The sequence below is a fragment of the Streptomyces sp. NPDC001922 genome (genome assembly GCF_042891165.1).
Taxonomy (GTDB): domain Bacteria; phylum Actinomycetota; class Actinomycetes; order Streptomycetales; family Streptomycetaceae; genus Streptomyces.
In genome coordinates this window covers 118,107-144,564 of the sequence record NZ_JBIASV010000001.1, presented here as the reverse complement: position 1 = coordinate 144,564, position 26,458 = coordinate 118,107, and the positions used below count along the sequence as shown (strand labels likewise).

Genomic DNA, 26,458 nt, shown 5'->3' with positions numbered 1-26,458 from the left:
CCGGGCTCCCGGCAGCCGCATGCCTCACTCGGGCGTGAACTCGTACTGCAACTCGTAGAGATGGCCCGCCTTGGCCATCACGCTCGCTTCGATGGGGCGCTCGCCGTCGCTGTAGACGACCCGCAGGGTGCGCAGGACGGGGAGGCTGCTCGACAGCTGGAGGGCGGTGTACTGGTCCCGCGTGGGTACGCGGGCGGAGACCCGGTCGACGCTGAGCCGTGGCGGGTAGCCCAGCTCGGCCAGGAGCGTCGGTGTGCCGCCCTTGATGCGTCGGCGCTCCATCATCGCGGTACCGCGGGCGAGCTCCAAAGGGCAGTAGGACGTGACGAGTTCGACCGGTTCGTCGTCGATGGTGAGTACTTGACGGCGGAGGAGTGCCGTATCGCCTTCGGCGAGGTTCAGTGCCGCGGCCACATCGGCAGGAGGCGTGGCTTCCGACACGTCCAGCAGTCTGCTCCGAGCCGCGCCGTGCCGGCCGGCTTCGGTGAGCCAGCGGTACGGCTCGCCGGTGCCCACCGGTGCCAGATATGCGGCGGGCCGCATGGTCCGCTGGCGGTGCTCGCGCACCGTGACGGAGGCCCCGGCGCGGCCGACGACGAGCCCTTCGTCCTTCAGGAGGCCCAGTGCCTTCTGTACGGTCGCGTTCGAGGCCCTGAACCGCTCATGTCCCGCCAGCCGAGCCAGGTCTACGCCATGGCCCGCGGCCAGCTCTTGATCTTCGTTTGTCCACCCAGCACGCGATGATCACCAGTGGCCGCACCCTCACACCGCCCCTGGCCAGATAGATCGCGGTCTACGGCTGGGATACCTACGATAAGGATGCTGGTCAATCTCGGTGCTTTCGGTTGGAGGAGGTTCGCGATGACACACGATGGCGGGCTGAGGCTGCATCTGCGGCGTGTCCTCCGCGCACCGCGCTCGGTCGTGTTCCGAGCGTTGACCGAACCGCAGGAACTGGCCAAGTGGTGGGGCCCTGACGGGTTCACCATCCCAAGTGTGGAAAGCGACCTTCGGCCAGGCGGTGGGTATCGGATCGCCATGCAGCCTCCGGAGGGCGATCTGTTCTATCTGGTGGGGGAATTCGTTGAGGCCGACCCTCCGGAACGCCTGTCCTACACCTTCCGGTGGGAGGATCCCGATCCCGAGGATCGGGAGACGGTGGTGACGCTGTCGCTTCGCGATATCGGCGGTACACGGGCCGAGTTGGTCATCAGCCAGGGTGAATTCGCCACTGAGGCGCGCCAGGCTCTTCACGAGGAGGGCTGGACTCAGAGTCTCAACAAGCTGGAGGAGCTGGTGTCGTCGGCCTGAGATCTTTGCCGCGGGGAGGGGCCCTGACGGTGGCCGTACCTGTCTTCGCACCGCCCCTGAACAGCAAGATCGCGATTTACGGCTGGAGTGCTAGGCGCTGAGTGGCCCCCGGTCCCGCCCGCAGGCGGCCCCCAGGTCGCGGAAGACCGCCGTGTTCAGGGTGAAGGCGCGCTTGCACTCCTCCACCACCCGCTGCTTCTCCAGGTCGTCGACCGGGAGGGCGTCCAGCAGGGCGCGGTACTCCCGCTTGAAGGCGGCCGGATTGCCGATGCCGGTGAAGACGTAGAAGCGGACCCCGTCGCCCTTGCGGGCGAAGCCCCAGGTCTTCTCCGCGGTGGAGCGGATGATCTGGCCTCCGGAGAGGTCGCCCAGGTAGCGGGTGTAGTGGTGGGCCACGTAGCCCGCCGGCCAGCTCCGCGCGACCTCGGTGATCCGGGCCGCGTACGCCGCGGTGGCGGGCAGCGGCTCCGCGGTGGTGCGCCACCCCGGGCCGCCGTGCAGATGGGTGAGGTCGCGCTCCAGGGCCGAGACCCGCAGCAGCTCGCGGTGGCGGACGAACGGGCCGGCCGCGGGGTCGTCCGCGAGCCGCTCCGCGGCGTCCTCCAGGGCGCGGTACACGAACCAGAGCTGCTCGGTGTAGCGGCTGTAGGCCGCCACCCCGAGCTTCCCGCCGAGCATGTCGCTCATGAACGTCGAATTCTCCGCCTCGGTGTGCTGCTCGTGCGAGGCGGTGCGGATGAGCGTGGAGAACGGTGTCGCGCCGGGTGCGTCCAAGGCGGGCCTCCGGGGCCGAGGGGGCGGGAGAGGGGAAGAACGCCACCGCGGGCGCTGTCTGCGCCCGCGCGGCCGACCGTCTGCGATCCTTCCGGCTTAGGGTTACCTAAGTCAACGCCTTCCCGACAGGCCGTCGGTAAAACTCTACGGCAGGGTCAGGATCTCCGCACCCGTGTCCGTCACCACGAGGGTGTGCTCGAACTGTGCCGTCCGCCTGCGGTCCTTCGTCACGACCGTCCAGCCGTCCTCCCACATGTCGTACTCGTGGGTGCCCAGAGTCAGCATCGGCTCGATGGTGAAGGTCATCCCGGGCTGGATCACGGTGGTCGCGTGCGGGCTGTCGTAGTGCGGAATGATCAGTCCGGAGTGGAAGGACGAATTGATGCCGTGCCCGGTGAAGTCCCGGACCACGCCGTAGCCGAACCGCTTCGCGTAGGACTCGATGACCCGGCCGATGATGTTGATCTGGCGGCCCGGCTTGACGGCCTTGATCGCGCGGTTCAGGGACTCCCGGGTCCGCTCCACCAGCAGCCGGGACTCCTCGTCGACGTCCCCGCACAGGTAGGTGGCGTTGTTGTCGCCGTGCACCCCGTTGATGTAGGCGGTGACGTCGAGGTTCACGATGTCGCCGTCGCGCAGCACGGTCGAGTCCGGGATGCCGTGGCAGATGACCTCGTTGACCGAGGAGCACAGCGACTTCGGGAAGCGGCGGTAGCCCAGCGTCGAGGGGTACGCCCCGTGGTCGCACATGAACTCGTGGGCGACCCGGTCCAGTTCGTCCGTGGTGACGCCCGGCGCGATGAGCTCGGCCGCCGCCTCCATCGCCTGCGCGGCGATCCGCCCGGCGACGCGCATGCGCTCGATGGTGTCGGCGTCCTGCACCTCGGGCCCGGTGTACGGGGTCGGGGCGTCCTTCCCGACGTACTCGGGGCGCGGGATCGAGGCGGGGACGGAGCGGGCGGGGGACAGGGTCCCCGGGGCGAGAAGTGACTGGCTGGACATGCCAGCGAGTGTATCCAGGCCGCATCGGGAAACATGGCGCGAGAGAGAGGAGCCCCCATGGCGCTGTTCAAGAAGAGAAGGGCCGGCAAGCCCGGCGAGTGGTTCTACTGCCTCCAGCACAAGAAGGTCGAGGAGGGGCCGGAGTGCCCCGCCGAGGACCGGCTCGGGCCCTACCCCACCCGGGGCGACGCGGAGCGCGCCATGGAGACGGCGGCGGAACGGAACCGGGAGTGGGAGAACGACCCCCGCTGGCACGACAAGGCGAGCCCGGACGCGGAGGGCTGATTCCCGGGCGGCATGCCGGATGCCGTGAGCCCTGGGCGGGCGGCCGCTCCCTTTGATCTCCGGGCCGGCGGCCGGCCCCGTGCTCCGGGCCGGCGGCTGATCCGGTGCGCCCGGGGCCGCGGCGGCCCCGGCCGACGGGTGCCCGGTGCCTTCGGCGGCCCCGGGAGGCCGCTCACTCGCCCGGCTGGCCGGGGAGCCGCGCCCGCCCCTCAGGCCGCCTCCTGCTCCTGCTCCTCCTGCTCCAGTCGCCGCAGTTCCCGCACCCGTACCGCGTGCTCGTCCGTCCGGACGTCGTAGGTCATCAGCCGCGGCAGGGCGAGGGCCAGCAGCCCGACCGTGGCGACGCACAGCAGGCCGCCTCCCCAGACCGCGGCCTGCACCCCGGTCACGGCGGCCATGCCGCCCGCCCGCAGCTGCCCGAGGTGCGGACCGCCCGCGTACGTCACCAGCTCGATCCCGGCGAGACGCCCGCGCAGCTCCGGCGGGACGGTCTGGTTCCAGATCGCCCGCCGGAAGATCCCGCTCACCGCGTCGCAGGCCCCGGCGGCCATGAGGCCGAGCAGGACCAGCCAGATGCTGTCGGTCAGACCGGCCAGGGCCATCGCCAGGCCGCAGCCGATGGCCGCGAGCACCACGGCCCGGCCGTGCCGGTGGACCCGTGACGTCCAGCCGCTGGTCAGGCTGACCAGCAGGGAGCCGGCGGGCAGCGCCGCGTACATCAGACCGAGCGCCCAGGGGACGTCCAGCGCGTCCGCCAGGAACGGGTAGACCGCCATCGAGAAGGCGAAGAACGTCGCCGCGATGTCGACCACATAGGTGCCGAGCAGGTCCTTGCGGCTCCAGGCGTACTGGGCGCCCCGTGCGATGCCGCGCAGCGACACCCGGTCCGCGTCGTGCGCGGCGGGCGCGGGCGCGAGTCCGAAACTGAGGGCCAGCGACACCGCGAACGACACGGCGTCGAGCAGGTACGCCCACTCCAGTCCGGCAAAGGTGATGACGACGCCGGCCAGGGCCGGGCCCGCGACGGCGCCCAGCTGCCAGCGCAGCGCGGTGAGCGCCGCCGCGGCCGGGATCTGGGCGTGCGGGACGACGCGCGCCGCCAGTGCCTCCAGCGCCGGACGCTGCAGCCCCGTCAGCGCACTGGTCAGCCCGGCCACCGCGTACAGCGGCCAGACCGCGGGGTCCGGCAGCAGCGTGTTCGCCAGCAGGAGCAGGGAGAGCACACCGAGTGCGGCCTCGGTCCAGAGGATCACCCGGCGCCGGTCGAGGGCGTCGGCCAGCGCGCCGCCGTACAGCCCGAAGACGATCAGGGGGACGAGCTGCACCACCCCGATCGCGCCGACCGCGAGGGTCGATCCGGTGAGCTCCTTGATCTGGAGCGGCAGGGCGACCGTGGTCAGCGAGCTGCCGAAGACCGTCACCAGTCCGGCGCACCACATCAGTCGGAAGTCACGGGACGAGCGCCAGGGCGCCAGGTCGGGGAGGAGAGCAGCCACAACCGATCATCCTCGGCCGGTTGACCGCGCCCGGACAACCGATTTTCCAGCGGCCCTGCGGCTCTACCAGCGGGCCGGCGGCGGTGTCAGCAGCTGCTCGGCGATCCGGGAGAGGCGGTCCCGGAAGGGCCGCCGGCTGCGCGGCGAGGGCAGGCTGTTCTCCCCGGCCGCCGCGCTGACGAGGTGCTGCACGGTGTCGAAGCCGATCCCCTCGTCGTCCCCGGTGTCGCCCATGGTTCCGTCCGCCTCGGGCACCTCCAGGGCCTCGTGCGCCAGGGCGTGCAGCTCCCGGCCCCCGCCGCCCAGCGTCAGCACCGTCGCCCCGCCCCGCCGCGCGTCGTGCACCCGCTCCAGCAGCCCGTCACCCGGGGTGTCCGGCGCCGCGACGAGCAGGGTCTCCCCGCGCCGGGCCGCCTCGATCCGCCCCAGCCCGACGGCCAGGTGCGGCGGCTCCCCGGGGCGCACCCGGTGGCGCACCAGCGTGGGGGAGAGCTCCGGGAGCCCGGACCAGGCCGCCTCGTCGTCGAGGTGCGCGGCGAGGTGCCACGGCTCGTGGCTCTCGCTGCCCACCAGCAGCAGACCGCCACCGTGCGGGGCGACGGAGGTCCGCAGGGCTCCGGCGAACTGCCGGGTGGCCGCCAGCCACTCGGTTCCGGCGAGGACTTCGCGCAGCAGTGCGACGCGTACGGCATCCATGGCCGCGGATCCTGCCGTATGGGCACCGGCTCTGTGCGGGGTCGTCGGCCGTTCACCCGAACGGGTGGCCGGAGGCGTCGGGCCGCGGGCGGGCGCACCGCGCGCACCCCGGCCCCACGCCCTACAGGTCCCGACGGGCCCGGATCCAGGGGGTGATCTCCCTATCGCCATACAGCCGCCAGGGGAGTTCGTCGGCCGGTGTTCACCCGCCGTTCCACGGGCCTGAGCAGTGCTGGCCGTTCGGATGACGGACCATGTCGCGTGCCTTGACGACCCCCTGGGCCCTCCCTATGGTCACCGCAGGACAAAGGACGTCCTACGTCCGGTCGTTGGTCATCGGATGCCGGGTACTCGGATGCAACGGAGCATCAGGAGGACGGATGGCAGTCGGCGGGGCCGCGTACGAGGTGTCCGTCCCCTACCGGGCCGGGACCGAGGGGTACGCGAGTTTCCGGATCCCGGCCGTCGTCCACGCGGCCGACGGAACCCTGCTGGCCTTCGCGGAAGGGCGTGTCGACTCCCGTGACGACGTCGGTGACATCGATGTCGTGCTCCGGCGCTCCACCGACGGCGGCCGTAGCTGGGGACCGCTGCGCGTGGTCGCGGAGAACGGTGACGGCACGGCCGGCAACCCGGCCCCCGTGGTCCTCGACGACGGGCGGGTCCTCCTCGTCCACGTGCGCAACGCCGCCGACGCCACCGAGCAGCGGATCCGGCGGGGCGAGGTCCCCGCGGCCGACGGACGCCGCGTCTGGGTGCAGCACAGCGACGACCACGGCGAGACCTGGAGCACCGCCCGGGAGATCACCGAGTCCGTCAGGAAGCGCGGCTGGCGGTGGTACGCCACGGTGCCCGGCCACGCCGTCCGGTTACGCCATGGCCCGTATGCGGGACGCGTCGTCGTGCCCGCCAACCACTCGGCCGCGCCCACCGGTTCCGACACCGGCGCCGAGGGCAGGTACGACGGCAGCCACGGGCTGCTCAGCGACGACGGCGGCCGGACCTGGCGGATCGGCTGGACCGACAGCAACCCCAACGGCCGCATCAACGCCAACGAGACCACCGCCGCCGAACTCCCCGACGGGCGGCTCTACATCAACAGCCGCAACGACTCGCCGGCCCCCGGCACCCGGGCCGACGGGTACTCCCGGGACGGCGGCGCGAGCCTGGAGAAGCCGCTGCGCCCGCAGGCCGGACTCACCGGCCCCGTGGTCCAGGGCAGCGTGCTGCACCTCGGCGAGCCGGACGTCCTGCTCTTCTCCGGGCCCGCCGACCCGGGCTTCCGCGCCCTGATGACCCTGCGGGCCAGCCGCGACCGCGGCCTGACCTGGCGGCCCGTGCACACCGTGGACGGACTCCCCGCCGCCTACTCCGACCTCGTCCGCTGCGACGACGGATGCGTCGGACTGCTCTACGAGACGGGCGACTTCAGCGCCTACACCACCATCACCTTCCGCCGCATCCCCGTGGAGGAGCTATGAGCTCGAATGGCCCGGACCGCCGTGCGGTCCTCGGCGGCGCCGCCGCCACCGCGGCGGGCGTCGCCCTCGCCGGCTGCGGCGGATCCGACGGCGGCGGGAAGAAGCCCGCCGCCCGCCGCAAGGGCGAGAAGATCACCCTGACCTTCTGGTCCTGGGTGCCCGGCATCGAGAAGCCCGTCGCCCTGTGGAACCGCACCCACCCCGACGTGCGCATCGCGCTGGAGAAGGTCTCGGCCGTCAACGGCGCCCAGTACGCGAAGATGCACGCCGCCGTGAAGGCGGGCAACCCGCCCGACCTCGCCCAGATCGAGTACCCGGTGGTGCCCAGCTTCCTGCTCGACGACGCGCTGCTGGACCTCGGCCCGTACGGCGCCGCCCGCGTCCGCCGCCGGTTCGAGGGCTGGCAGTGGCAGCAGAGCGTGTTCGGCGGCGGGGTGTTCGCGATCCCGCAGGCGTCCGGGCCGATGGGGCTCTACCTCCGCCGCGACCTCTTCGACCGGTGGGACGTCGAGACCCCGGAGACCTGGGACGACTACGAACGGGCGGCCAAGGCCGTCCGGAAGAAGGGCGCCTGGATCGAGACGTTCGCCCCGACCAACGGCAACCGCTTCGCCGGGTACGCCTGGCAGGCCGGCGCCCGCTGGTTCCGCACCCAGGGCGACACCTGGGCGGTGCACATCGACGACGAACCGACCCGGCGCGTCGCCGACTACTGGGAGTCGCTGGTCCGGCAGAAGCTGATCAAGACCATCCCGGACCGGCAGAACGCCTGGTACAAGGACATCCAGACCGGCGCCATGGCCTCCTGGCTCGGCGCCAGCTGGGGCGACGCGCTGCTGGTGGGCAACGCGCCGGACACCGCCGGGAAGTGGCGGGTCGCGCCGCTCCCGCAGTGGAAGAAGGGCGGGCACGCCTCCGCCAACTGGGGCGGCTCCACCACCTCCGTCTTCAAGGCCACCGCGTACCCGCAGGACGCCATGGACTTCGCGGTCTGGCTCAACACCGACCCCGCGTCCATGAAGCTCCTGATCGCCGGCGGCTACGGCTGGCCCAGCGCCACCCGCGGCTGGACCGGCGCCGATCTGGAGGGCCAGCGGGCCTTCTTCGGCGGACAGAACTACAGCGAGGTGTTCGCCGCCGCGGGCCGGGCCGTGGACACCAGCTGGCAGTGGGGCCCGGCCGTCGACACCCTCTACCAGCGGCTCGGCGACGCCTTCACCGCGGCGCTGGACGACCGCACCTCGTTCCGGTCCGTGCTCACCACGGTCCAGCGGCAGACCCTCGCCGACCTGAAGGACAAGGGCCTGAAGGCGGAGAGCGGGTGAGGGCCCTCACCCGCGGCGAGGCACGCAACGCCCGTGCCGCGGCCGGCTTCCTGCTGCCCTTCCTCGCCCTCTTCCTGCTCTGCTTCCTCGCCCCCATCGGCTACGCGCTGTACGAGAGCCTGCTGCGCACCGAACGGTCCGGACCGCTCGGCCTCGGCGGCGGCCCGCAGGAGGTCTTCGCCGGACTCGGCAACTACCTCCAGGCCCTGCGGAACGACGGATTCCTGGCCGGTTTCGGCCGGGTGCTGCTCTTCGGCGCCGTGCAGATCCCGCTGATGATCGGGCTCGCCACCGCTCTCGCCCTGCTGCTGGAAGCCGCCTCCGCCCGCTGGGTCGGCTTCTTCCGCACCGCGTTCTTCCTGCCCTACGGCGTGCCCGGGGTGATCGCCTCGATCCTCTGGGGCTTCCTCTACGTACCGGGCATCAGCCCGTTCGTCGAACTGGCCCGGGGCGTCGGCTGGGACCTGGACTTCCTGTCCTCCGGCACCGTCCTGTGGTCCATCGCCAACATCGTCACCTGGCAGTTCACCGGCTACAACATGCTCGTCCTGATCGCCCAGCTGAAGGCCGTGCCGACCGAGCTGTACGAGGCGGCGCGGATCGACGGCGCCAACGCCCGGCAGGTCGTCCGGCACGTCAAACTGCCCCTGATCCGGCCCGCGCTGGTCCTCACCGCCGTCTTCAGCATCATCGGCACGCTCCAGCTCTTCGCGGAGCCCATGGTGCTGCGCCCGCTCACCCACACCATCGACTCCGGCTACACCCCCAACCTGCACGCCTACAACGAGGCGTTCACCAGCAACAACCAGCACGCCGCGGCGGCCGAGGCGGTGCTGCTCGCGCTGGTCGCCTGCGTCCTGTCCTTCGGCTTCCTGCGGTTCGTCGGACGGCGGGGGAGGGACGGCCGGTGACCCTGCTCTCCGAGGACCGGGCCCCCGACCCCACCCGGCCGGCCGGTGCCACCGGCGCGACCCCGGCGGGCCGGCCGCGCGGGCCCTCCGTACCGCCCCTGCGGTACCGCGTCATCACCGCCGCGCTGCTCGCCGTCGCCGCCGTCTACTTCCTCGTGCCCGTGTACTGGCTCGTGGTGTCCTCCACCAAGAGCAGCGAGGACCTCTTCGGCAGCTTCGGCTTCTGGTTCGCCCATCCGCACCCGCTGCGCCGGCTCGGCGCGGTGCTCACCTACGACCACGGCATCTACGTCCGCTGGTTCGGCAACAGCCTGCTGTACGCGGGGGTCGGAGCCGTCGCCGCGACCGCGTTCTCCGCGGCGGCGGGCTACGCCCTGGCGAAGTTCCCCTTCCCCGGGCGGGAGGCCGTCTTCAGCGTCGTCCTCGCCGGGGTGCTCATCCCCGGCACCGCCCTCGCCCTGCCGCTGTATCTGCTCTTCAGCGAGCTGGGCCTGGCCAACACCTATGCGGCGGTACTGATCCCGAGCACCGTCAGCCCCTTCGGGGTGTACCTCTGCCGGATCTACGCCGCCGCGGCCGTCCCCGACGCGCTGCTGGAGGCCGCCCGGATCGACGGAGCGGGCGAGCTGCGGATCTTCACCCGGCTCGCGCTGCGGCTGATGACGCCCGCGCTCGTCACCGTCTTCCTCTTCCAGTTCGTGCATGTCTGGACGAACTTCTTCCTGCCGCTGGTGATGCTCTCGGACTCCGCCCTCTACCCGGTGCAGCTCGGCCTCACCGGCTGGCAGGGCTACGCCGACCGGCAGCCGGAGCTCTACCAGTACACGGTCGGCGGCGCCTTCCTCTCCGTGCTCCCGCTGATGGTGCTGATGGGGGTGCTCCAGCGCTACTGGCGCACCGGTCTCACCGACGGCGGGGTGAAGTGAGGACGGGGGAGGGGCCGGGTGCGGTGACGCGGTGACGCGGCGGCGTGCGGTGGCGGGACGGGGCGCGGGCGGTGAAGCGGGTGACGCGGTGGGGTGGCGGGACGGCCGTGGGCGCGGAGTGACGCATCGCACCGTGCCCGGCGCACATCGGTGCCCGGAGCTGCGTGAAGACCCCCCGCCTGAGCTGGCAGGATCGCGGTATGACTACTCCAGACGCTGCGAAGAAAGCCCCCGCGAAGGACCCCTGGGACCTCCCGGACGTGTCCGGCCTCGTGGTCGGTGTGCTCGGCGGCACCGGCGACCAGGGGCGCGGACTCGCCTACCGGCTCGCCCGGGCCGGCCAGAAGGTGATCATCGGCTCGCGGGCCGCGGAGCGGGCGCAGACCGCCGCGACGGAGCTCGGCCTCGGCATCGAGGGCGCCGACAACGCCGCATGCGCGCGCCGCAGCGACATCGTGATCGTCGCGGTGCCCTGGGACGGCCACGCCAAGACGCTGGAGTCCCTGCGCGAGGAGCTCGCGGGCAAGCTCGTCGTCGACTGCGTCAACCCGCTCGGCTTCGACAAGAAGGGCGCCTACGCACTGAAGCCCGAGGAGGGCAGCGCCGCCGAACAGGCCGCCGTGCTGCTCCCCGAGTCCCGGGTCACCGCCGCCTTCCACCACCTGTCCGCGGTGCTGCTCCAGGACCCGGAGATCGACGAGATCGACACCGATGTGATGGTGCTCGGCGAGGTCCGCGCGGACACCGACATCGTCCAGGCCCTGGCCGGCCGGATCGCCGGGATGCGGGGGGTCTTCGCGGGCCGCCTGCGCAACGCGCACCAGGTCGAGTCGCTGGTCGCCAACCTGATCTCGGTGAACCGCCGCTACAAGGCCCACGCGGGGCTGCGCGTCACCGACGTCTAGGACGGGTGGTTCCGGGGCCGGGGCCGGGTGGTTCCGGGGGCTTCGGCGGTCCCGGCGGTCCCGGTGGTTCCGGTTGCTTCGGGGGCGCCCGGTGAGGCCGGCTGCCGGGTCTCCAGGCCGACGGTCCTGTGCCCGTCGGCCCTCGCTGCTCCCGGGCCCGCCGGCTCTCGCCCGCGTCGCTCCCGGTCCGGTCGGCCCTCGCCCGCGTCACCCCCGGGGCCTGGTGATCAGGCGCACGGCCGGCGGCGTCCGCCGCGGACGCGACCCGTGCGGGCCGGCCGCGGGGCGTGGGGGACAATGGCTGATGCCGTGCCCGGGGCAGCTCCCGGCCGAAGGCCCGGGGGAGCGCCGCGAGCGGCGCGCCGCCCGGTCACGGCACCGGACCGCATTCCGTCAGAGAAAGCCGACCCCATGCCCCGCCTCGCCATCTACGCCCTCATCGTCTGCGTGCTCGCCCTCGCCGCCGCGGTCGTGTCCTTCACCCAGGGCAGCCTGCTCGGCATCGTCTGGATCATGATGGCGGGCGTGTCGTCGAACATGGCCTGGTTCTACGTGCGCAAGGCCCGGGCGGACCGGGCCGCCAAGGAGCGGAACGGCTCCGTCACCGGCTGAGCCCGTCGCGGCCCGAGCCCGTCACCAGTCCGTGGCGGCCCGAGCCCGTCACCGGCCGAGCCCGTCACCAGTCCGTGGTGGCCCGAGCCCCTCACCGGCCGAGTCCGTCGCGGCCCGAGCCCCTCACAGGCTGAGCGGGGACTCCGGTTCGCCCTCCCAGAACCGGAAGTACTCCTGGCCCCAGTAGGTGTCCCAGCTGTTGACGCCGAGGGCGTGCAGGACCGTGTCCACCGCGGAGAAGAACAGCTGGTTGACCTCCGGGATCCACAGCATGCCGAACACCGCGATCAGACCGAACGGCGCGAACGGCTCGACCTGCCGCCGCACGCCCGCGGACAGCCACGGCTCGATCACGCCGTAGCCGTCCAGCCCCGGGACCGGCAGGAAGTTCAGGATGGCCGCGGTGACCTGGAGCAGCGCCAGGAAGGCCAGCGCGTACCGGAACACCGCCGGCACGCCGTCCACGGCGCCGAGCCAGAACGGCGCGGTGAGGACGACGGCGACGGCCGCGTTGGTGAGCGGACCGGCCGCGGAGATCAGACTGTGCCGCACGCGGCCCTTGATCCGGCCCCGCTCGATGAACACCGCCCCGCCCGGCAGACCGATCCCGCCCATGATCACGAAGACGACGGGCAGCACGATGCTCAGCAGGGCGTGGGTGTACTTGAGCGGGTTGAGGGTGAGGTAGCCCTTGGCGCCGATCGAGATGTCACCGCCGTGCAGGGCGGTCCGCGCATGGGCGTACTCGTGCAGACAGAGCGAGACGATCCAGCCGGAGACGACGAACAGGAAGACGGCGAAGCCCTTGCTCGTCGAGAAGTTCGTCCACACCGCCCAGGCGGAGACGCCCATGATCGCGACAAGAGCCAGGAATACGGGGCTGACGCGGCGGTCACTGCGGGCGATGGCGGTTGTCATAGCCTCCTCAATCTTCCGGAAGGAGTTCCGTCTGCTGGCCGTGACGCCGGGCCGCGGCGCCCCCGGCAGGCCGTGCACCGGCTGTCGTGCCCGTGGCAGCCCCCGTCCGTACCGGCGGGCCGCGGCCGGTCGCGGTGGTGCGCCACAGCGGTTTCCGGCCGAATCCCCCGACGTCAACGCCGATGACCTTACCCGCGCCGCCCGTCCGGCCCCTCTCCCCCCTCACGGGGCCTCGACCTGCGCCGGAGTCCACCGCCGGGGCAGCGCGCCCGGACACCGGCGCCCGGCGTCCGTACGGGCCGGGGGCGAGGCGGGGACGACAGCGCGGCGCGGGGAGGGGTGATGGCCCCGCTCCGTAGGGCCCGCCGCCCCGGCCGGTTCCCTGCCCCGCGGCCGGCTGCCCGCCTCTGGCCGCCTCCGCACCCCCTCCGTGCCCGGCCGGCCGCGCCTGTGGGCCGGACCGCCTCCGCCAACTGCCGTACCCGGCGGGCCCATCGGTGATCGTCGTCGGAAAACCCGGCGCGCCCGGCCCGGTGTTGCGGGCAGGCTGACCACATGGCGATCTGGAAAATCCACTACCCCTCCTGGGAGATGGAGTGCTGCGGCACTCCGTTCTCCGTCGGCGACGAGGTCGCGTGGATCGTGCAGCTGGAGTCCCCGGACGATCTGACGCCCGGCCTCTGGGACGACTGCTACAGCGAAGTCGAGGGCGAGCTCCGCCCCCTGACCGGCGAGGACGGACCCGGCGCGATCCTGCGGGCCGGCGGGCTGACCGCCCTGTGGGCGGCTCCGCCCCCGTACCCCGCGGACTCCCCGTACCCCGCCGAGCCCCCACAAGCCGCCGAGCCCCCACAAGCCGCCGAGCCCCCACAAGCCGCCGAGCCCCCGCAAGCCGCCGAGCCGCCACAGGCTGCCGGGGCCCCGTATCCGCCGCGGGCGCGCCTCACCGGGCTGCTGTCCGTCAACGAGCACGGCCCGGAGCCCGAGGTGGTGCCGCAGACCACCGGCCGGGTACGCGCCATCCATGTGGTGACCAGGGGTTTCCGGGAATCCGCGCCCGGCTCGCGGACCCTGGTCCCGGTGCCGGGCGAGCTCCGGCTGCGGCCGGAGCGGACCTGTCCCAAGTGGTTCGCGGACGAGGTGCCGACGGAGTCCGGGGACACCGTCGGCCACCGCTCCGAGACGGGCGTTCTGGTCACGCTGGAGACACCGGACACACCGGCATGACCCGGGCCGCCCGCCAGTGATCATCGGGGAGAATGACCCCGTGCGCTACGCCATACTCGGCACCACTCGGGCCCACCGGGACGACGGTTCCCCCGTCGCCCTGGGCGGCGTGCGGCTGCGCGCCCTGCTCACCGCGCTGGCCCGGCACCCCGGCAGGGTGCGCCCGGGAGACGCACTGATCGCCGAGATCTGGGACGGGGACCCGCCCGCCGACGCCACCGGGGCGCTGCAGGCCCTGGTCGGACGGCTGCGGCGGGCCCTCGGCCACGAGGCCGTCGGCTCGGCCGAGGGCGGCTACCGGCTGTGCGCCGCACCGGACGACGTCGACCTGCACCGCTTCGAACGGCTCGCGGACGAGGGCTCCCGCGCCCTGGCCGGCGGCGACCCGGCACGGGCGGCCGCCCTGCTCGACGACGCCCTCGCCCTCTGGAACGGCCCGGCCCTGACCGACCTCCCCGGCGCCGCCGCGGCGGCGGCGCGGGCCGAGCTCCGCCGCCTGGACGCCCGCCGGGCCCGCCTCGCCGCCGACCTCGAACTCGGCCGCGCGGACCGCGCCCTGCCCGAACTGGCCGCCCTCTGCGCGGCCCACCCGCTGAACGAGCCCCTGCAGGCGCTGCGCATCCGCGCTCTGCGCGACACCGGCCGCCGCGCCGACGCCCTCGCGGCCTACGAGGAGGTGCGCCGGACGATCGCCGACCGCCTCGGCGCCGACCCCAGTCCCGGACTGCGTTCCCTGCACGCCGAGTTGCTGAGCGACCGGCTCCACGGGGACGGTGAGGTGCGGCCCCCAGAGGGGGAGCCCAGCGACGAAGCGCCGGAGCCCAGCGGCGAACGGAGACCCGGCCCGCCCGCCGGCCCCGTCCGGCCGGGCAACATGCGGGCCCGGCTGACCAGTTTCGTCGGCCGGGAGAGCGACCTCGACATCCTGCGCGGCGACCTCGCCGCCGCCCGGCTGGTCACCCTGCTGGGACCCGGCGGGGCCGGGAAGACCCGGCTCTCCCAGGAGGCCGCGGAAGCCGTGGCCGACCACTGGCCGGACGGCGTCTGGTTCGCCGAACTGGCCCCCGTGGAGGACCCGCAGACCGTCCCGGAGACCGTGCTCACCACGCTCGGCGGGCGGGAGACCGTGCTCCGCGGCAGCGCCGCCGAACTGCGCGCGGCCACCGACCCCAGCGCGGCCGACCCGCTGCCCCGGCTCGCCGAGCACTGCGCCCGGCGCCGGATGCTGCTCGTCCTCGACAACTGCGAGCATGTGATCGGCGCCGCCGCCGAGCTGGCCGAATTCCTGCTCGTCAGCTGCCCCGACGTCACCGTGCTCGCCACCAGCCGGGAACCGCTCGGGGTGCCCGGCGAACTCGTCCGGCCCGTGGAGCCGCTGCCCGACCCGGTCGCGCTGCGGCTGCTCGCCGACCGCGGCGCGGCGGCCCGGCCCGGATTCCGCACCGAGGACGACCCCGAGGCCTGCGCCGAGATCTGCCGCCGGCTGGACGGGCTGCCGCTCGCCGTGGAACTCGCCGCGGCACGGCTCAGGCTGCTCACCCCGCGCCAGCTCGCCGACCGTCTGGACGACCGCTTCCGCCTTCTGACCAGCGGCAGCCGTACCGTTCTGCCCCGGCAGCAGACCTTGCGCGCCGTCGTCGACTGGTCCTGGGACCTCCTCGACGACGCCGAACGGGCCGTCCTGCGCCGGCTGTCGGTCTTCGCCGGCGGCTGCGACCTGCCGGCCGCGGAAGAGGTCTGCGGGGACGGGAGACCGGGGCCGGACCACGGGTCCTCGGGGCAGGGGGGCCGGGCCGAAGAGCTCTCCGGACTCCCCACCCCCGTCGCCCCCGCCGCACCGTCGCTCGACGCCCGGGACATCGCGGCGCTGCTCGGTTCCCTTGTCGACAAGTCGCTTCTGGTGGCGGAGCCGTCGGCCGACGGCGACGGGATGCGCTACCGGCTGCTGGAGACCGTCGCCGAGTACGCCGCGGCCCGGCTCGACGAGGCGGCCGAACGGGCCGTGGCCGAGCACCGGCACCTGGTGCACTTCCGGGAACTGGCCCGCACCGCCGACCCGTTGCTCCGCGGCCCGGACCAGCGCCGCTGGCTGGAACGGCTGGAGCAGGAGCACGACAACATGCGGATCGCGCTCCGCCGGGCGATCGCCGCCCGCGACGAGCACGAGGCCCTCTGCCTGGTGCTCTCCCTGGGCTGGTTCTGGCAGCTGCGCGACCACCGCACCGACGCCCGCTTCTGGTCGGCGGCCGCCGGTGAGCTGGGCCCCGACCCGTTCCGGACACCCGTCGAGCCCGCACCCGACCTCTTCGACCATCCCATCGACGCCCCGCCGCCGATGCCTCCCCACCTCCTCCAGGAGGCCCGCCGCGGGGTGCGGCTGCTCACCCTCGCCAACATGGAGGGCAACCTCGGCGACGCCGGCAGCCCCGCCATGCGGGAGGGGCTGCGGGGCATGGTCTCGGCCTACCGCGCCGGGCAGCCGCAGACCTGCCGCTTCCCGGGCTTCATGTGGTACTACGCCGTGGTGCTGACCGGCGAGTTCGAGCAGCTGCGGACCACCGTCGACGCCGCGGTGGACGGCTGCCGCGCCTACGGCTACGTCTGGGAGCTCGCCTTCGTCCTGCAGTTCCGCGCCCGGCTGATGGCGGAACACGCCGGCAAGCAGCGGGTGGTCCGGCAGGACGCCGACGAGAGCCTGGAGATCTTCGTCCGGCTCGGCGACATGTGGGGCGTGGCCGAGGCGCTCTCCTCCCGCGGCGAGGCGCGGGAGCGGCGCGGCGAGTACCGGGCCGCGGCCGAGGACTTCCGGGAGGCGATCCGCTACGCCCAGCAGCTCGGCGCGCTCGGCCAGGTGCCGCTGCTGCGGACCCGGCTGGGCGGGGCCCTCATCGAGGCGGGAGAGGACGAGACCGGCGAGCGGATGCTCCGCGAGGCGCTGGCCGAGGGCCGGCACTCCGGGCAGGACGCCACCACCTTCGCCCATCTGCAGCTCGCCGTCCGGCTCGGCCGCACCGGCCGCACGGACGAGGCCCGCAGCCATCTCGACCAGCTGCTGGCGGAGTTCCGTCACCCGCCGCCCGAGGTCTTCGAAGGGGTGCTGCGGAGCCTGCTCGGCTGGCTGGACATCCTCGACGGGCGGCCCGAGGAGGGGCTGCGCAACATCCGCGAGGCCCTGGTCAAGTGCCAGGACCCGCTCACCCGGATCGTCGCCCCCACCATGCCGGTGGTCCAGCTGCTCAACGGCGCCCGCGGCCACGCGGCCCTCGGCGGCAGGGACGGTGCGGAGCGGGCCGCCCGGCTGCTCGGCGCGTACGACGCCCTCATCCCCGACGGGCACCATGCCTCGGCGCTGGAGCGGGAGACCCGCGGGCAGGCGGAGGAATCCGCCCGGGCCCTGCTGACCCCCGAGAGATACGAGCGCGGGCACACCGAAGGCGGCGGCCTCGCCGTCGAGGAGGCCACCGCCCTGGTCTGAGCGGGCACGCCCGCTCAGGTCCGCTTGCGGAACTTCGCCACCGCCAGCGGCGCCGTCACCACCGTGATGCCCACCGCCCAGGCCAGGGTGACCGTGACCGGATGGGCCACCGCGCCCTGGCCGTTCATCAGGGCCCGGGCCGCGTCCGCCAGCTGGGAGAGCGGGTTGTAGTCGGTGAAGCTCTGCAGCCAGCCGGGCATCGACGTGGGCGGCGCGAAGATCGACGAACCGAACTGCAGCGGCATGATCGCCAGGAAGCCCAGCCCCTGCACCGCCTGCGGGGTCTTCAGGGAGAGCCCCAGCAGCATGAAGATCCAGGTCAGCGAGGATCCGAAGAGCAGCGCGAGCGCCACCGCGCCGAGCAGCTCCAGGGGGCCGGTCTTCAGATCGAAGCCGATGACGAAGCCCACGGTCAGCAGCACGACCGTGGAGACCAGCATCCGGCCGCTCTCCACCAGCAGCTTGGCGATCAGCACCGAGGAGCGGGCGATGGGCATGGTCCGGAAACGGTCCATCACCCCCTTGTTGAAGTCGTCGTTGACCCCGGTGCCGACCGACATCGCGATGTTCAGTCCGCCCATGGCCATCAGACCGGGGACGACGTAGTTGATGTAGACGTCCCGGTCACCGCCCAGGCTGCCGCCCACCGCGCCGCCGAAGACGTACACGAACAGCATCGTGAAGATGATCGGCATCAGCACGGCGTCGAACATCGACTCCGGGTCGGCCTTGATCTGCAGGGCGTTGCGGCGCACCAGCGCACCGATGTGCCGCAGGTTCGCGCGCAGACCGATCCGCCCCTCACCGGGGAGCTTCTTCGCGGACAGGGGAGCCCCGCCCGGCTGCACCGTGGTGGCGCTCATGCGGCGACCTCCTCGAGCTCGGGGGCCTGCCGGCCCTGCGGGGAGGTCTTCTGGCCGGTGATGGCCAGGAACACCTCGTCCAGACTGGGCAGATGGGTGTCGATACCGGCGATCGCGAACCCCCGCTCGCCCAGCAGCCCTATCACCGCGGTCAGCTGCTCGTCGCTCACGATCGGGACGTTGACCAGGCCCTCCTCCACATCGGCGGTGGCGCCGGCGATGCCGTCGAGACCCGCCTGCGCGATGGCGTCGACCATCGGCGTCAGCTGCGCGGCGTCGGCCGGACGGACCTGGAGGGTGCGGCCGCCGACCTTCGCCTTCAGCTCGTTCACCCGGCCCTCGGCGATGACCTTGCCGCGGTCGATGACGGTCAGCTCGCTCGCCAGCTGCTCCGCCTCCTCCATGTACTGGGTGGTGAGCAGCACGGTGGCGCCGTCGCCGACCATCCTCCGGACCTCCTCCCACACCTCGTTGCGGGTGCGCGGGTCCAGGCCCGTCGTCGGCTCGTCCAGATACAGCACCGCCGGGCGGCCGATCATGGACGCCGCCAGGTCGAGACGGCGCCGCATGCCGCCCGAGTACTGCGCGGCGGGGCGCTTGGCCGCCTCGGTGAGCGAGAAGCGCTCCAGCAGCTCGTCGGCCCGGCGGCGGGCGTCCTTGCGCGGCAGATCGAGCAGCCGCCCGATCATGTAGAGGTTCTCCCAGCCGGACAGCTTCTCGTCCACCGAGGCGTACTGCCCGGTCAGGCCGATGGTGCGGCGCAGCTGCCGCGGCTGCCGCACCACGTCGTACCCCGCGACGGTCGCGGTGCCGGCGTCCGGCACCAGGAGCGTGGACAGGCACCGGACCAGCGTCGTCTTGCCGGCGCCGTTCGGCCCGAGGACACCGAGGACGGTGCCTTCCTTCACGTTCAGATCCACCCCGTCGACGGCGCGGGTCTCACCGAAGTGCTTGACCAGCCCCCGTACTTCGACGGCGTTGCCCCCACCGGGGCCGTTGTCGAATCTCGTCATGGCCCTCACGGTGCCATGCCTCACCGACAGTCCACCGACAGGACGCCGACAGCAGGCCGACGGTACCGACAGCCTCACGACAGGCCTGTCGAAGGCCCGTCGGCGGCCGGCCGACGGGCGGGCGCCGCCGTTCACGACGACCGGCGCCGGCGCCGACAGCCCGCCGACGGGGGAGATCGGCAGGCTGTCGGCCGGGGGAGGGGCCGTGCGGCCCCGTCCGCCGCGGCGCTGCGTACGGCAGCGGCTCGGCGCCGGGCGGATCCCCCGCTCGGTGGCGGCTCGGCGCCCGGCCGCCCGGCTCCGGCGGGGGAGCGGACGGCCGGGCGGGAGGATCAGTGGAAGCTGTGCTCGGCGGCCGGGTACGCGCCGCCGACGACGTCCTCCGCGAACGCCTTGGCGGCGCCGCCCAGAACCTCGCGCAGCTGCGCGTACTGCTTGACGAACCGGGGCACCCGGCCCGCCGTCATGCCGGCCATGTCCGTCCACACCAGCACCTGCGCGTCGCACTCCGGGCCCGCGCCGATGCCGACGGTGGGGATGTGCAGCGACCGGGTGACCTCGGCGGCCAGCTCGGACGGCACGAGCTCCAGGACCACCGCGAAGGCGCCCGCGTCCTGCACCGCCTTGGCGTCCCGGCGGAGCTGCTGGGCGGCCTCCTCGCCGCGGCCCTGCACCGGGTAGCCGCCGTAGGCGTTGACCGACTGCGGGGTGAGCCCGATGTGCGCCATCACCGGGATGCCGGACTGGACGAGCAGCTCGATCTGGTGCGCCGAGCGCTCGCCGCCCTCCAGCTTCACGGCGCCGACCCCGGCGTCCTTCACCAGCCGGGTGGCGTTCCGCAGGGCCTGTACCGCGCCCTCCTGGTACGACCCGAACGGCAGGTCGCCGACGATCAGCGCCCGGCTGGTGCCGCGGACCACCGCGGCGGAGAGCATCGTGATCTCGTCCATCGTCACCGGGACGGTGGACTCGTAGCCGAGGTGACAGTTGCCCATCGAGTCGCCGACCAGCATCACCGGGATGCCGGACTCGTCGAAGACGGCGGCGGTCATCGCGTCGTAGGCGGTGAGCATGGGCCACTTCTCGCCGCGGTGCTTGGCGGCGGCGATGTCGCGGACGGTGATCCGCCGGGTGCCGGTGCCCCCGTACAGGGCCTTGCTGCTGTCCGCGCCGGGGGCGGCGCCGGAAGAGGGCTGTTTCGGGGCAGGCGAAACGTGCGTCATGGCAACGGCTCCTTCGTCATCTCGAGGCGCCCTGACGGCGTCCCCGGACCAGCTCCATGGTGGCACCTGGGGCCCCGCCGGAAAAGAGGACGCGGACAGCTGTGGCCCGCGCCTCGTTCCGGCCCTCGCCGGCTCCCTCCGGGGGCTCTCCCGGGGTGTTCCCGGGCCTCTCCGCGTCCGGAGCCAGGCCCCACCGGAGAAAGGCCCTTCCGGAGACGGTGCCGCGCCTCCGCGGAGCCGTTCCCCGGCCGCTTCCGGGCCGGTGCCGGTGGGTGTGCCGGACGGCCGCGGGGGCCCGGGCCCGGCGGACGTCATTCCGATACGGAACGGCGCCGTATCGAAAGGTCCCGTAATGTGCTGAACATGGCGAATTCCATCGGCGCCACCGCCCCCCGCGGCGTTCCCGAGGACGTCCACCGCCGCCGCTGGCTGATCCTGGCCGTGCTGATGTTCAGCCTGCTCATCGTGGTGCTGGATCACTCGATCCTGAATGTGGCGATGAAGACGATCTCCACCCCGCCCCCGCACGGGCTGGGCGCCACCCAGAGCCAGCTGGAGTGGGCCATCAACGCCTACACGCTGGTCTTCGCCGGCCTCCTCTTCACCGCGGGCCTGCTCGGCGACCGGCTCGGCCGCAAGAAGGTCCTGCTCTACGGCATGGCCGTCTTCGGCACCGGCTCGGTGCTCGCCGCGGTGTCCGATTCACCCGGACAGCTCATCGCCTTCCGGGCCTTGATGGGGCTCGGCGGGGCCTTCGTCATGCCCGCCACCCTCGCCATCCTGATGAACGTCTTCGAACCCGAGGAGCAGCCCCGGGCCATCGGCTTCTGGGTCGGCGGCGTCGGCATCGCCATCGCGATCGGCCCGATCACCGGCGGCCTGCTGCTCGAACACTTCTGGTGGGGCTCGGTCTTCCTGGTCAACGTGCCCGTCGTCGCCCTGGGCCTGATCGGCATGCTGCTGTTCGTCCCCGAATCCCGGGACCCCGAGCCCGGCGCCCTCGACCCGCTGGGCGTCCTGCTCTCCATCGTCGGCCTCGTCCTGCTGGTGTACGGCATCATCCGCGGCGGCCAGCTCGCCGACTTCGGCGACCTCCGGGTGCTCGGCGCGGTCGGCGCCGGGGCCGCCGTCCTGACCGGATTCGTCGTGCACGAGAAACGCAGCGACCATCCGGCCTTCGACATGGCCTACTTCCGGAAACCGGCCTTCTCGGCGGCCGTGGCGGCCGTCTCGCTGGTCTTCTTCGCGCTGATGGGCGTCACCTTCTTCAGCGTCTTCTACACCCAGAGCGTGCGCGGCTACAGCCCCCTCCAGACCGGCGTCCTGATCCTGCCTCTCGCCGCCACCCAGCTGGTCTTCGCGCCCCGGGCCCGGCTGATCGTCGAGCGGTACGGGCCGCGGGTGGTGTGCACCGGCGGCCTGCTGCTCGTGGCCCTGGCCCTGGCCGGATTCACCCTGCTCGGCCAGCACACCCCGATCTGGGTCCTGGAGGTGCTCTTCTTCGTCCAGGGCATCGGGATGGCCCACACCATGCCGCCCGTCACCACCTCGATCATGCAGGCGCTGCCGCGGGAGAAGGCGGGCTCCGGCTCGGCCATCAACAACACGTTCCGGCAGGTCGGCGGCGCCCTCGGGGTGGCGGTGCTCGGCTCGGTGCTGTCCACCGGCTACCGGGCGGGCATCGAGGACCGGCTCCGGGTGCTGCCGCCCGGGATGCGGCACGCCGCGGGCGAGTCCATCGAGGCGACCCTCGCGGCCGTCGAACGCATGGGGCCGCAGGGCCGCGCCCTGGTGCAGCCGGCCCATGACGCCTTCCTCCACGCCATGCACACCACTGCCCTCGGGGCGTCCGGGGCCGCCCTGCTCGGCGCGGCCGTCGTGGCGCGCTACCTGCCCGGACGCACCCCGCCGCCGGACGGCCCGCGGGCCGGGGCCGGTGCGCAGGGGGCCGCTTCGGACACGGGGACCGGTGCCGCGAGGGCGGACCGGTGACGGGCCGGGCCGCGGTCGGGGGAGCGGTCGGGGCCGGGGCCCGGGCCCGGTCCGCCGAGGGGCGCGGGGCGGGTGGTCCGGACTCCGGGGCGGGGCCGGAGGCCGCCGAGCGGCGCGGGCGCCCGCGGAACGCGGCCGCCGGGACCGCGATCGTCGAAGCGGTTCTCCGCCTCCTGGAGGAGGGCGTCACCGTCGGCGAACTGTCCATGGAGCGGATCGCCCGGGAGGCGGGCGTCGGCAAGGCCACCGTCTACCGGCGCTGGCCGGGCAAGGAGGCCCTGCTGCTCGACGTGCTGCGCTCCCTCGACCTGCACACCCCCGAGCCCGCGGGGGTCTCGGTCCGCGACGACCTGGTGGTCACCCTGGAGTTCCTGCGGCGGCGCGGACTCGCCAAACGCTCCTCCGCGGTGCTGCGGGCGGTGGTCGCCGAGGTGCGGGCGCACCCGGCGCTGTGGAAGAAGTACCACGAAACGGTCGTCGAGCAGCGGCGTGCCGCCGTGCTCGCCGTACTGCGGCGCGGGACCGCCTCCGGCGAGGTGCGCGACGACGTTGACCTCGACGTCCTCGCCGATCTCTTCGTCGGGCCGATGCTCGCCCGGGTCGTGCTGCAGGACTGGAAGGAACTGCCCCCGGGCCTGCCCGAGCAGATCGTGGACACCGTTCTCGACGGTGTGCGCCCGCCGGGCGGACCGGGTGTGCGCCCACCGGCTGGACCGGATGTGCGCCCGGGACCGGTGCGGGACGGCCCGCAGCCGACCGGGCCGCCCCACCACCGCGACCGTGGTGACCCCGGACCGGCCCGTCACGGGGAGGGCTGAAAACCGCCGTTCCGGGCAGCAGTTCCAGGACGGTCCGCCGGGCTCCGGCACCGGTCCGCCGCCCGCGCCCCGCCGCGGCCCCGGCGACCGGGAACGGGCCTGTCGCACCTCGGTGTTTGTCCAGGTTCTGTCACAGGGCCCCCACACCTGCGGCCGACCGGAACCCACCACCCGGAAGCGATCGTCATCGTGGGAGAACCGGCACCCCGGGCGGCAAGGAACCCACTGGTCATCGCCTATGGTGCGTAGGCGGAGAGCGGCGCGAAGCAAGCGAGGAACGGCACATGACGCAGGCGTACACGACGGATACGGGGCACGGCAGCTCGGGCTCCGAGCGGACCGGATCCCGGGCCCGACGCCTGTTCCGCGGCTGGCACGGTCCGGGAATCTGGCGCCGCGGCATTTTCCTCGCGGCGTTCACCCTGCTGGTCACCGGCGTGCTGGCCTTCCACTCCGAGGTCCCCAACACCGTCGGCAACCTCGGCAGCCTGCTGGAGACGTTCCTGCCGTGGCTGGGACTTTTCGTCCCGCTGCTGCTGGTGGCCGCTCTGCTGCGCCGGTCGGCGACCGCGCTCGTCGCGCTCGCGGCCCTGGCCGCGGTGTGGCTGAACATGTTCGGCGGCCTCGTCGGCGGCAAGTCCGACGCCAAGGGCGACCTGACGGTTGCCACCCACAACGTGAACGCGGAGAACGCCGATCCGCAGGGCACCGCGGCCAACGTCGTCGACTCCGGGGCCGACGTCGTCGCGCTGGAGGAACTGACGGGCGAGGCCCTGCCGACGTACCGCAAGGCGCTCGGGGGCACGTACAAGTACCACTCCGTACAGGGCACCGTCGGGGTGTGGAGCAAGTACCCGCTCAATGACGTCCGCCCGGTCGACATCAAGCTGGGCTGGACGCGGGCGCTGCGCGGCACCGTGCAGACCCCGAAGGGGGACGTCGCCGTCTACGTCGCCCATCTGCCCTCCGTCCGGGTCAAGTTCAACGCGGGTTTCACCGCAGGTCAGCGGGATGGCAGCGCGGCGGCTCTGGGCAACGCCATCGCGGGTGAGAGCCTGGACAAGGTGGTACTCCTCGGCGACCTCAACGGCACCATGAACGACCGCTCTCTGGCCCCCGTCACCTCCCAGATGCGTTCCACGCAGGGCGCGTCGGGCGACGGGTTCGGCTTCAGCTGGCCCGCCGGGTTCCCGATGGCGCGGATCGACCAGATCATGGTGCGCGGTGTCGAGCCGGTGTCCTCGTGGTCCATGCCGGCGACCGGCAGCGACCATCTGCCGCTGGCGGCCTCGGTCGAGCTGTAGGGGCGTCCGGAGGGGGTGTCCTGCGCGGGTGTCCTGCGCGGGTCGGACGGATCGGGGGTGCGCGGGCCCCGTGGAGCCGCGTACTTCGGGCCGCCCGGCCAGTGACGGCCCGATGTGAGACCGCCCACTCCGTGACGGTCCGGTGCGCTACCGGGTGCTGACCGGGGGCGCGGTGCGGACCGGGTGAGCTGTGGTGCGGGCGGGCGGCCGCCGGTCCCGCGTATCCCGCGTGTTCCGAGGTGGGGGCCGGTGCGGGCCGACGCCGGGGCGGTCGCGGGGGAGCCTCCGCTGCCGCGGGCGCGGCGGCGGGGAGGTTTGGCCTGTTCGCAAAGCGGAGTTCACGGGCCGGAATCATCGGACTGGGAGACTTTGTTTCGTAGGCGAACTTACGAAACACTTCCCGTCCCCCTGCCCCGTCCCCGCCGTCCCGCGCGCAACCCCCGAAAGGTTTCTCCATGCCCCTGGCCTTGCTCGCTCTCGCGATCAGCGCCTTCGGTATCGGCACCACCGAGTTCGTGATGATGGGCCTGCTGCCCAACGTCGCGAACGACCTGGGCACCTCCGTGCCCACCGCCGGCTACCTCGTCTCCGCCTACGCCATCGGCGTCGTCGTCGGCGCCCCGCTCCTGACCGCGCTCGGCTCCCGGATCCCGCGCAAGCGGATGCTCGTCCTGCTCATGGGCCTGTTCACGGTGGGCAACCTGGCGTCCGCGCTCGCCCCGACCTTCGGGCTGCTGGCCGCCGGGCGGGTCCTCGCCGGGCTGCCGCACGGGGCGTTCTTCGGCGTCGGAGCGGTGGTCGCCGCCCGGCTGGTGGACGAGGGGCGACAGGCGCGGGCGGTCGCCACGATGTTCCTGGGGCTCACCGTCGCCAACATCGTCGGCGTACCCGTCGGCACCCTGCTCGGACAGCAGCTCGGGTGGCGGGCGACGTTCCTGGTGGTGACGGGCATCGGGGTGCTGGCGATGGCCGCGCTCGCCCGGCTCGTCCCGCACATGCCGCTCGACGAGCGGGCCGGTCTCGGGCGCGAGCTGCGCGCCCTCGGCAACCGGCAGGTGCTGCTCGGGCTGCTGACCGCCGTCTTCGGGTTCGCCGGGGTCTTCGCCGTCTACAGCTACCTGGCCTCGATGATGACCGAGGTCACCGGGCTCGCCGAGACGTCGGTGACGGTGGTGCTGGCGCTGTTCGGCACCGGGATGACGCTGGGCGCGCTCGTCGCCGGGCCGCTGACCGACCGGGCGCTGCGGCCCACCCTCTACGGGTCGCTCGGCGCCCTGGCCGTGATCCTGGTCGTCTTCGACTTCACGGTTCATGTGACGTGGGCGGCGCTCGTGACCGTGGTGCTGCTCGGGGCGGTCGGCTTCATGACGACGACCCCGCTGCAGATGCTCGTCATGAACAAGGCCCAGCAGGCTCCCACGCTGGCCTCGGCCTCCAACCACTCGGCGTTCAACCTGGCGAACGCGGGCGGGGCGTGGCTCGGCGGTGCGGCGATCGCGGCGGGGTGGGGGTGGACGTCACCGACCCTGGTCGGGGCGGTGCTCGCCGTTCTGGGGCTGGGGATCGCGGCGGTTGCGGGGGTGCTCGACCGGGATGGTGGGGCTTCCGGGGCTTCCGGGGCTTCCGGGAGGTCGCGGGTGGTGGCTCGCAGTTCGGATCCGGTGCGGACGGAGTGGGTCGGGTGAGGGGGGTCGGGGCCGGGCCCGGGTTCGGGTTCGGGCTCGGCTGAGCGGGTTCCGGCTTCCGGGCCGGTCGGGCCGCCGACCGGGAGGCCTGTGGGTGCGGGGTGCGGTTCTGAGCGGTTCGGGGCGGTTCGGCGTGGGCGTTGGGGTGCGCCCGGTCGGGTGCGTGGGCGGGTGCCGGGGCCTCCGGGGTGGGGGGTTCCGGAACGTATATTTACG

General features: G+C 73.2%; 21 protein-coding genes and 2 pseudogenes. 14 read left to right on the top strand and 9 right to left on the bottom strand.

Annotated elements, in window-relative coordinates; genetic code table 11:
• Positions 1 to 24 precede the first annotated feature (24 nt).
• A pseudogene (locus ACFYYR_RS00595) lies at positions 25 to 663 on the bottom strand (GntR family transcriptional regulator); the annotation flags it as partial.
• A 198-nt stretch (positions 664 to 861) separates the two neighbouring features.
• Here ACFYYR_RS00595 and ACFYYR_RS00590 point away from each other — a divergent pair.
• Positions 862 to 1,311, top strand: coding sequence for an SRPBCC domain-containing protein (locus ACFYYR_RS00590; RefSeq protein WP_388845128.1), 450 nt, complete (start codon positions 862 to 864; stop codon positions 1,309 to 1,311).
• A 90-nt stretch (positions 1,312 to 1,401) separates the two neighbouring features.
• Here the strand turns inward: ACFYYR_RS00590 and ACFYYR_RS00585 are convergent, their stop codons facing one another.
• Together ACFYYR_RS00585 and map are read right to left on the bottom strand one after the other, a co-directional pair.
• Entirely contained in the window at positions 1,402 to 2,085 is a 684-nt protein-coding gene (locus ACFYYR_RS00585) for a heme oxygenase (biliverdin-producing) (RefSeq protein WP_388845125.1), read from the bottom strand.
• 144 nt (positions 2,086 to 2,229) lie between these two features.
• Positions 2,230 to 3,087, bottom strand: coding sequence for a type I methionyl aminopeptidase (gene map / locus ACFYYR_RS00580; RefSeq protein WP_388845122.1), 858 nt, complete (start codon positions 3,085 to 3,087; stop codon positions 2,230 to 2,232).
• Between the two features lie 57 nt (positions 3,088 to 3,144).
• On the opposite strand from map, the gene ACFYYR_RS00575 reads away from it, so the two are divergent.
• Positions 3,145 to 3,372 carry a hypothetical protein gene (locus ACFYYR_RS00575; RefSeq protein WP_388845119.1) on the top strand — a complete coding sequence of 76 codons (228 nt, stop codon included), beginning with the start codon at positions 3,145 to 3,147 and terminating at the stop codon, positions 3,370 to 3,372.
• A gap of 209 nt (positions 3,373 to 3,581) precedes the next feature.
• On the opposite strand, the gene ACFYYR_RS00570 is transcribed toward ACFYYR_RS00575, so the two are convergent.
• The gene (locus ACFYYR_RS00570) at positions 3,582 to 4,811 is read right to left on the bottom strand and encodes an MFS transporter (protein ID WP_388846393.1); all 1,230 of its coding nucleotides are present in this window, start codon (positions 4,809 to 4,811) and stop codon (positions 3,582 to 3,584) included.
• Between the two features lie 120 nt (positions 4,812 to 4,931).
• The gene (locus tag ACFYYR_RS00565) at positions 4,932 to 5,564 is read right to left on the bottom strand and encodes a hypothetical protein (RefSeq protein ID WP_388845116.1); all 633 of its coding nucleotides are present in this window, start codon (positions 5,562 to 5,564) and stop codon (positions 4,932 to 4,934) included.
• A 380-nt stretch (positions 5,565 to 5,944) separates the two neighbouring features.
• Here ACFYYR_RS00565 and ACFYYR_RS00560 point away from each other — a divergent pair, with 380 nt between their 5' ends.
• The 6 genes from ACFYYR_RS00560 to ACFYYR_RS00535 all read left to right on the top strand — a co-directional run bounded on the left by ACFYYR_RS00560 (position 5,945) and on the right by ACFYYR_RS00535 (position 11,724).
• The gene (locus tag ACFYYR_RS00560; RefSeq protein ID WP_388845113.1) at positions 5,945 to 7,045 is read left to right on the top strand and encodes an exo-alpha-sialidase; all 1,101 of its coding nucleotides are present in this window, start codon (positions 5,945 to 5,947) and stop codon (positions 7,043 to 7,045) included.
• Complete coding sequence (locus ACFYYR_RS00555) at positions 7,042 to 8,370, top strand: ABC transporter substrate-binding protein (RefSeq protein WP_388845110.1); 1,329 nt, start codon at positions 7,042 to 7,044, stop codon at positions 8,368 to 8,370. Before ACFYYR_RS00560 ends, ACFYYR_RS00555 begins: the two co-directional genes overlap by 4 nt.
• Complete coding sequence (locus ACFYYR_RS00550) at positions 8,367 to 9,281, top strand: carbohydrate ABC transporter permease (RefSeq protein ID WP_388845107.1); 915 nt, start codon at positions 8,367 to 8,369, stop codon at positions 9,279 to 9,281. The genes ACFYYR_RS00555 and ACFYYR_RS00550 overlap by 4 nt, the downstream gene beginning before the upstream one ends.
• Entirely contained in the window at positions 9,278 to 10,207 is a 930-nt protein-coding gene (locus tag ACFYYR_RS00545; RefSeq protein WP_388845104.1) for a carbohydrate ABC transporter permease, read from the top strand. Before ACFYYR_RS00550 ends, ACFYYR_RS00545 begins: the two co-directional genes overlap by 4 nt.
• A 200-nt stretch (positions 10,208 to 10,407) precedes the next feature.
• Entirely contained in the window at positions 10,408 to 11,112 is a 705-nt protein-coding gene (npdG, locus tag ACFYYR_RS00540) for an NADPH-dependent F420 reductase (RefSeq protein ID WP_388845101.1), read from the top strand.
• 411 nt (positions 11,113 to 11,523) lie between these two features.
• The gene (locus tag ACFYYR_RS00535) at positions 11,524 to 11,724 is read left to right on the top strand and encodes a hypothetical protein (protein ID WP_388845099.1); all 201 of its coding nucleotides are present in this window, start codon (positions 11,524 to 11,526) and stop codon (positions 11,722 to 11,724) included.
• A 123-nt stretch (positions 11,725 to 11,847) separates the two neighbouring features.
• On the opposite strand, the gene ACFYYR_RS00530 is transcribed toward ACFYYR_RS00535, so the two are convergent.
• Positions 11,848 to 12,642: a site-2 protease family protein gene (locus ACFYYR_RS00530; RefSeq protein ID WP_388845096.1), complete on the bottom strand. Its 795-nt coding sequence runs from the start codon at positions 12,640 to 12,642 to the stop codon at positions 11,848 to 11,850.
• A 555-nt stretch (positions 12,643 to 13,197) separates the two neighbouring features.
• On the opposite strand from ACFYYR_RS00530, the gene ACFYYR_RS00525 reads away from it, so the two are divergent.
• Together ACFYYR_RS00525 and ACFYYR_RS00520 are read left to right on the top strand one after the other, a co-directional pair.
• Complete coding sequence (locus ACFYYR_RS00525; RefSeq protein WP_388845093.1) at positions 13,198 to 13,869, top strand: DUF6578 domain-containing protein; 672 nt, start codon at positions 13,198 to 13,200, stop codon at positions 13,867 to 13,869.
• 40 nt (positions 13,870 to 13,909) lie between these two features.
• Positions 13,910 to 17,344: a BTAD domain-containing putative transcriptional regulator gene (locus tag ACFYYR_RS00520; protein ID WP_388845091.1), complete on the top strand. Its 3,435-nt coding sequence runs from the start codon at positions 13,910 to 13,912 to the stop codon at positions 17,342 to 17,344.
• A 14-nt stretch (positions 17,345 to 17,358) separates the two neighbouring features.
• Here ACFYYR_RS00520 and ACFYYR_RS00515 read toward each other — a convergent pair whose 3' ends face one another.
• From ACFYYR_RS00515 to panB, 3 genes are all read right to left on the bottom strand, one after another.
• Positions 17,359 to 18,207 (bottom strand): ABC transporter permease, encoded by an 849-nt coding sequence (locus tag ACFYYR_RS00515; RefSeq protein ID WP_388845088.1) that lies wholly within the window; start codon positions 18,205 to 18,207, stop codon positions 17,359 to 17,361.
• Entirely contained in the window at positions 18,204 to 19,220 is a 1,017-nt protein-coding gene (locus ACFYYR_RS00510) for an ATP-binding cassette domain-containing protein (RefSeq protein ID WP_388845085.1), read from the bottom strand. Before ACFYYR_RS00510 ends, ACFYYR_RS00515 begins: the two co-directional genes overlap by 4 nt.
• 332 nt (positions 19,221 to 19,552) lie before the next feature.
• On the bottom strand, positions 19,553 to 20,443 hold the full coding sequence (gene panB / locus ACFYYR_RS00505) for a 3-methyl-2-oxobutanoate hydroxymethyltransferase (protein WP_388845082.1): 891 nt from the start codon (positions 20,441 to 20,443) through the stop codon (positions 19,553 to 19,555).
• Between the two features lie 363 nt (positions 20,444 to 20,806).
• On the opposite strand from panB, the gene ACFYYR_RS00500 reads away from it, so the two are divergent.
• The 4 genes and pseudogenes from ACFYYR_RS00500 (at position 20,807) to ACFYYR_RS00485 (ending at position 26,242) form a co-directional block, all read left to right on the top strand.
• A complete protein-coding gene (locus ACFYYR_RS00500; protein ID WP_388845080.1) occupies positions 20,807 to 22,435 on the top strand; it encodes an MFS transporter in 1,629 nt (542 codons plus the stop codon).
• Positions 22,432 to 23,115 (top strand): annotated as a pseudogene (locus tag ACFYYR_RS00495) (TetR/AcrR family transcriptional regulator); the annotation flags it as partial. The gene ACFYYR_RS00500 and the pseudogene ACFYYR_RS00495, both read left to right, overlap by 4 nt.
• Positions 23,116 to 23,537: 422 nt before the next feature.
• Positions 23,538 to 24,557: an endonuclease/exonuclease/phosphatase family protein gene (locus ACFYYR_RS00490; RefSeq protein ID WP_388845077.1), complete on the top strand. Its 1,020-nt coding sequence runs from the start codon at positions 23,538 to 23,540 to the stop codon at positions 24,555 to 24,557.
• A gap of 455 nt (positions 24,558 to 25,012) precedes the next feature.
• Complete coding sequence (locus tag ACFYYR_RS00485) at positions 25,013 to 26,242, top strand: MFS transporter (protein ID WP_388845074.1); 1,230 nt, start codon at positions 25,013 to 25,015, stop codon at positions 26,240 to 26,242.
• Positions 26,243 to 26,458: the final 216 nt, after the last annotated feature.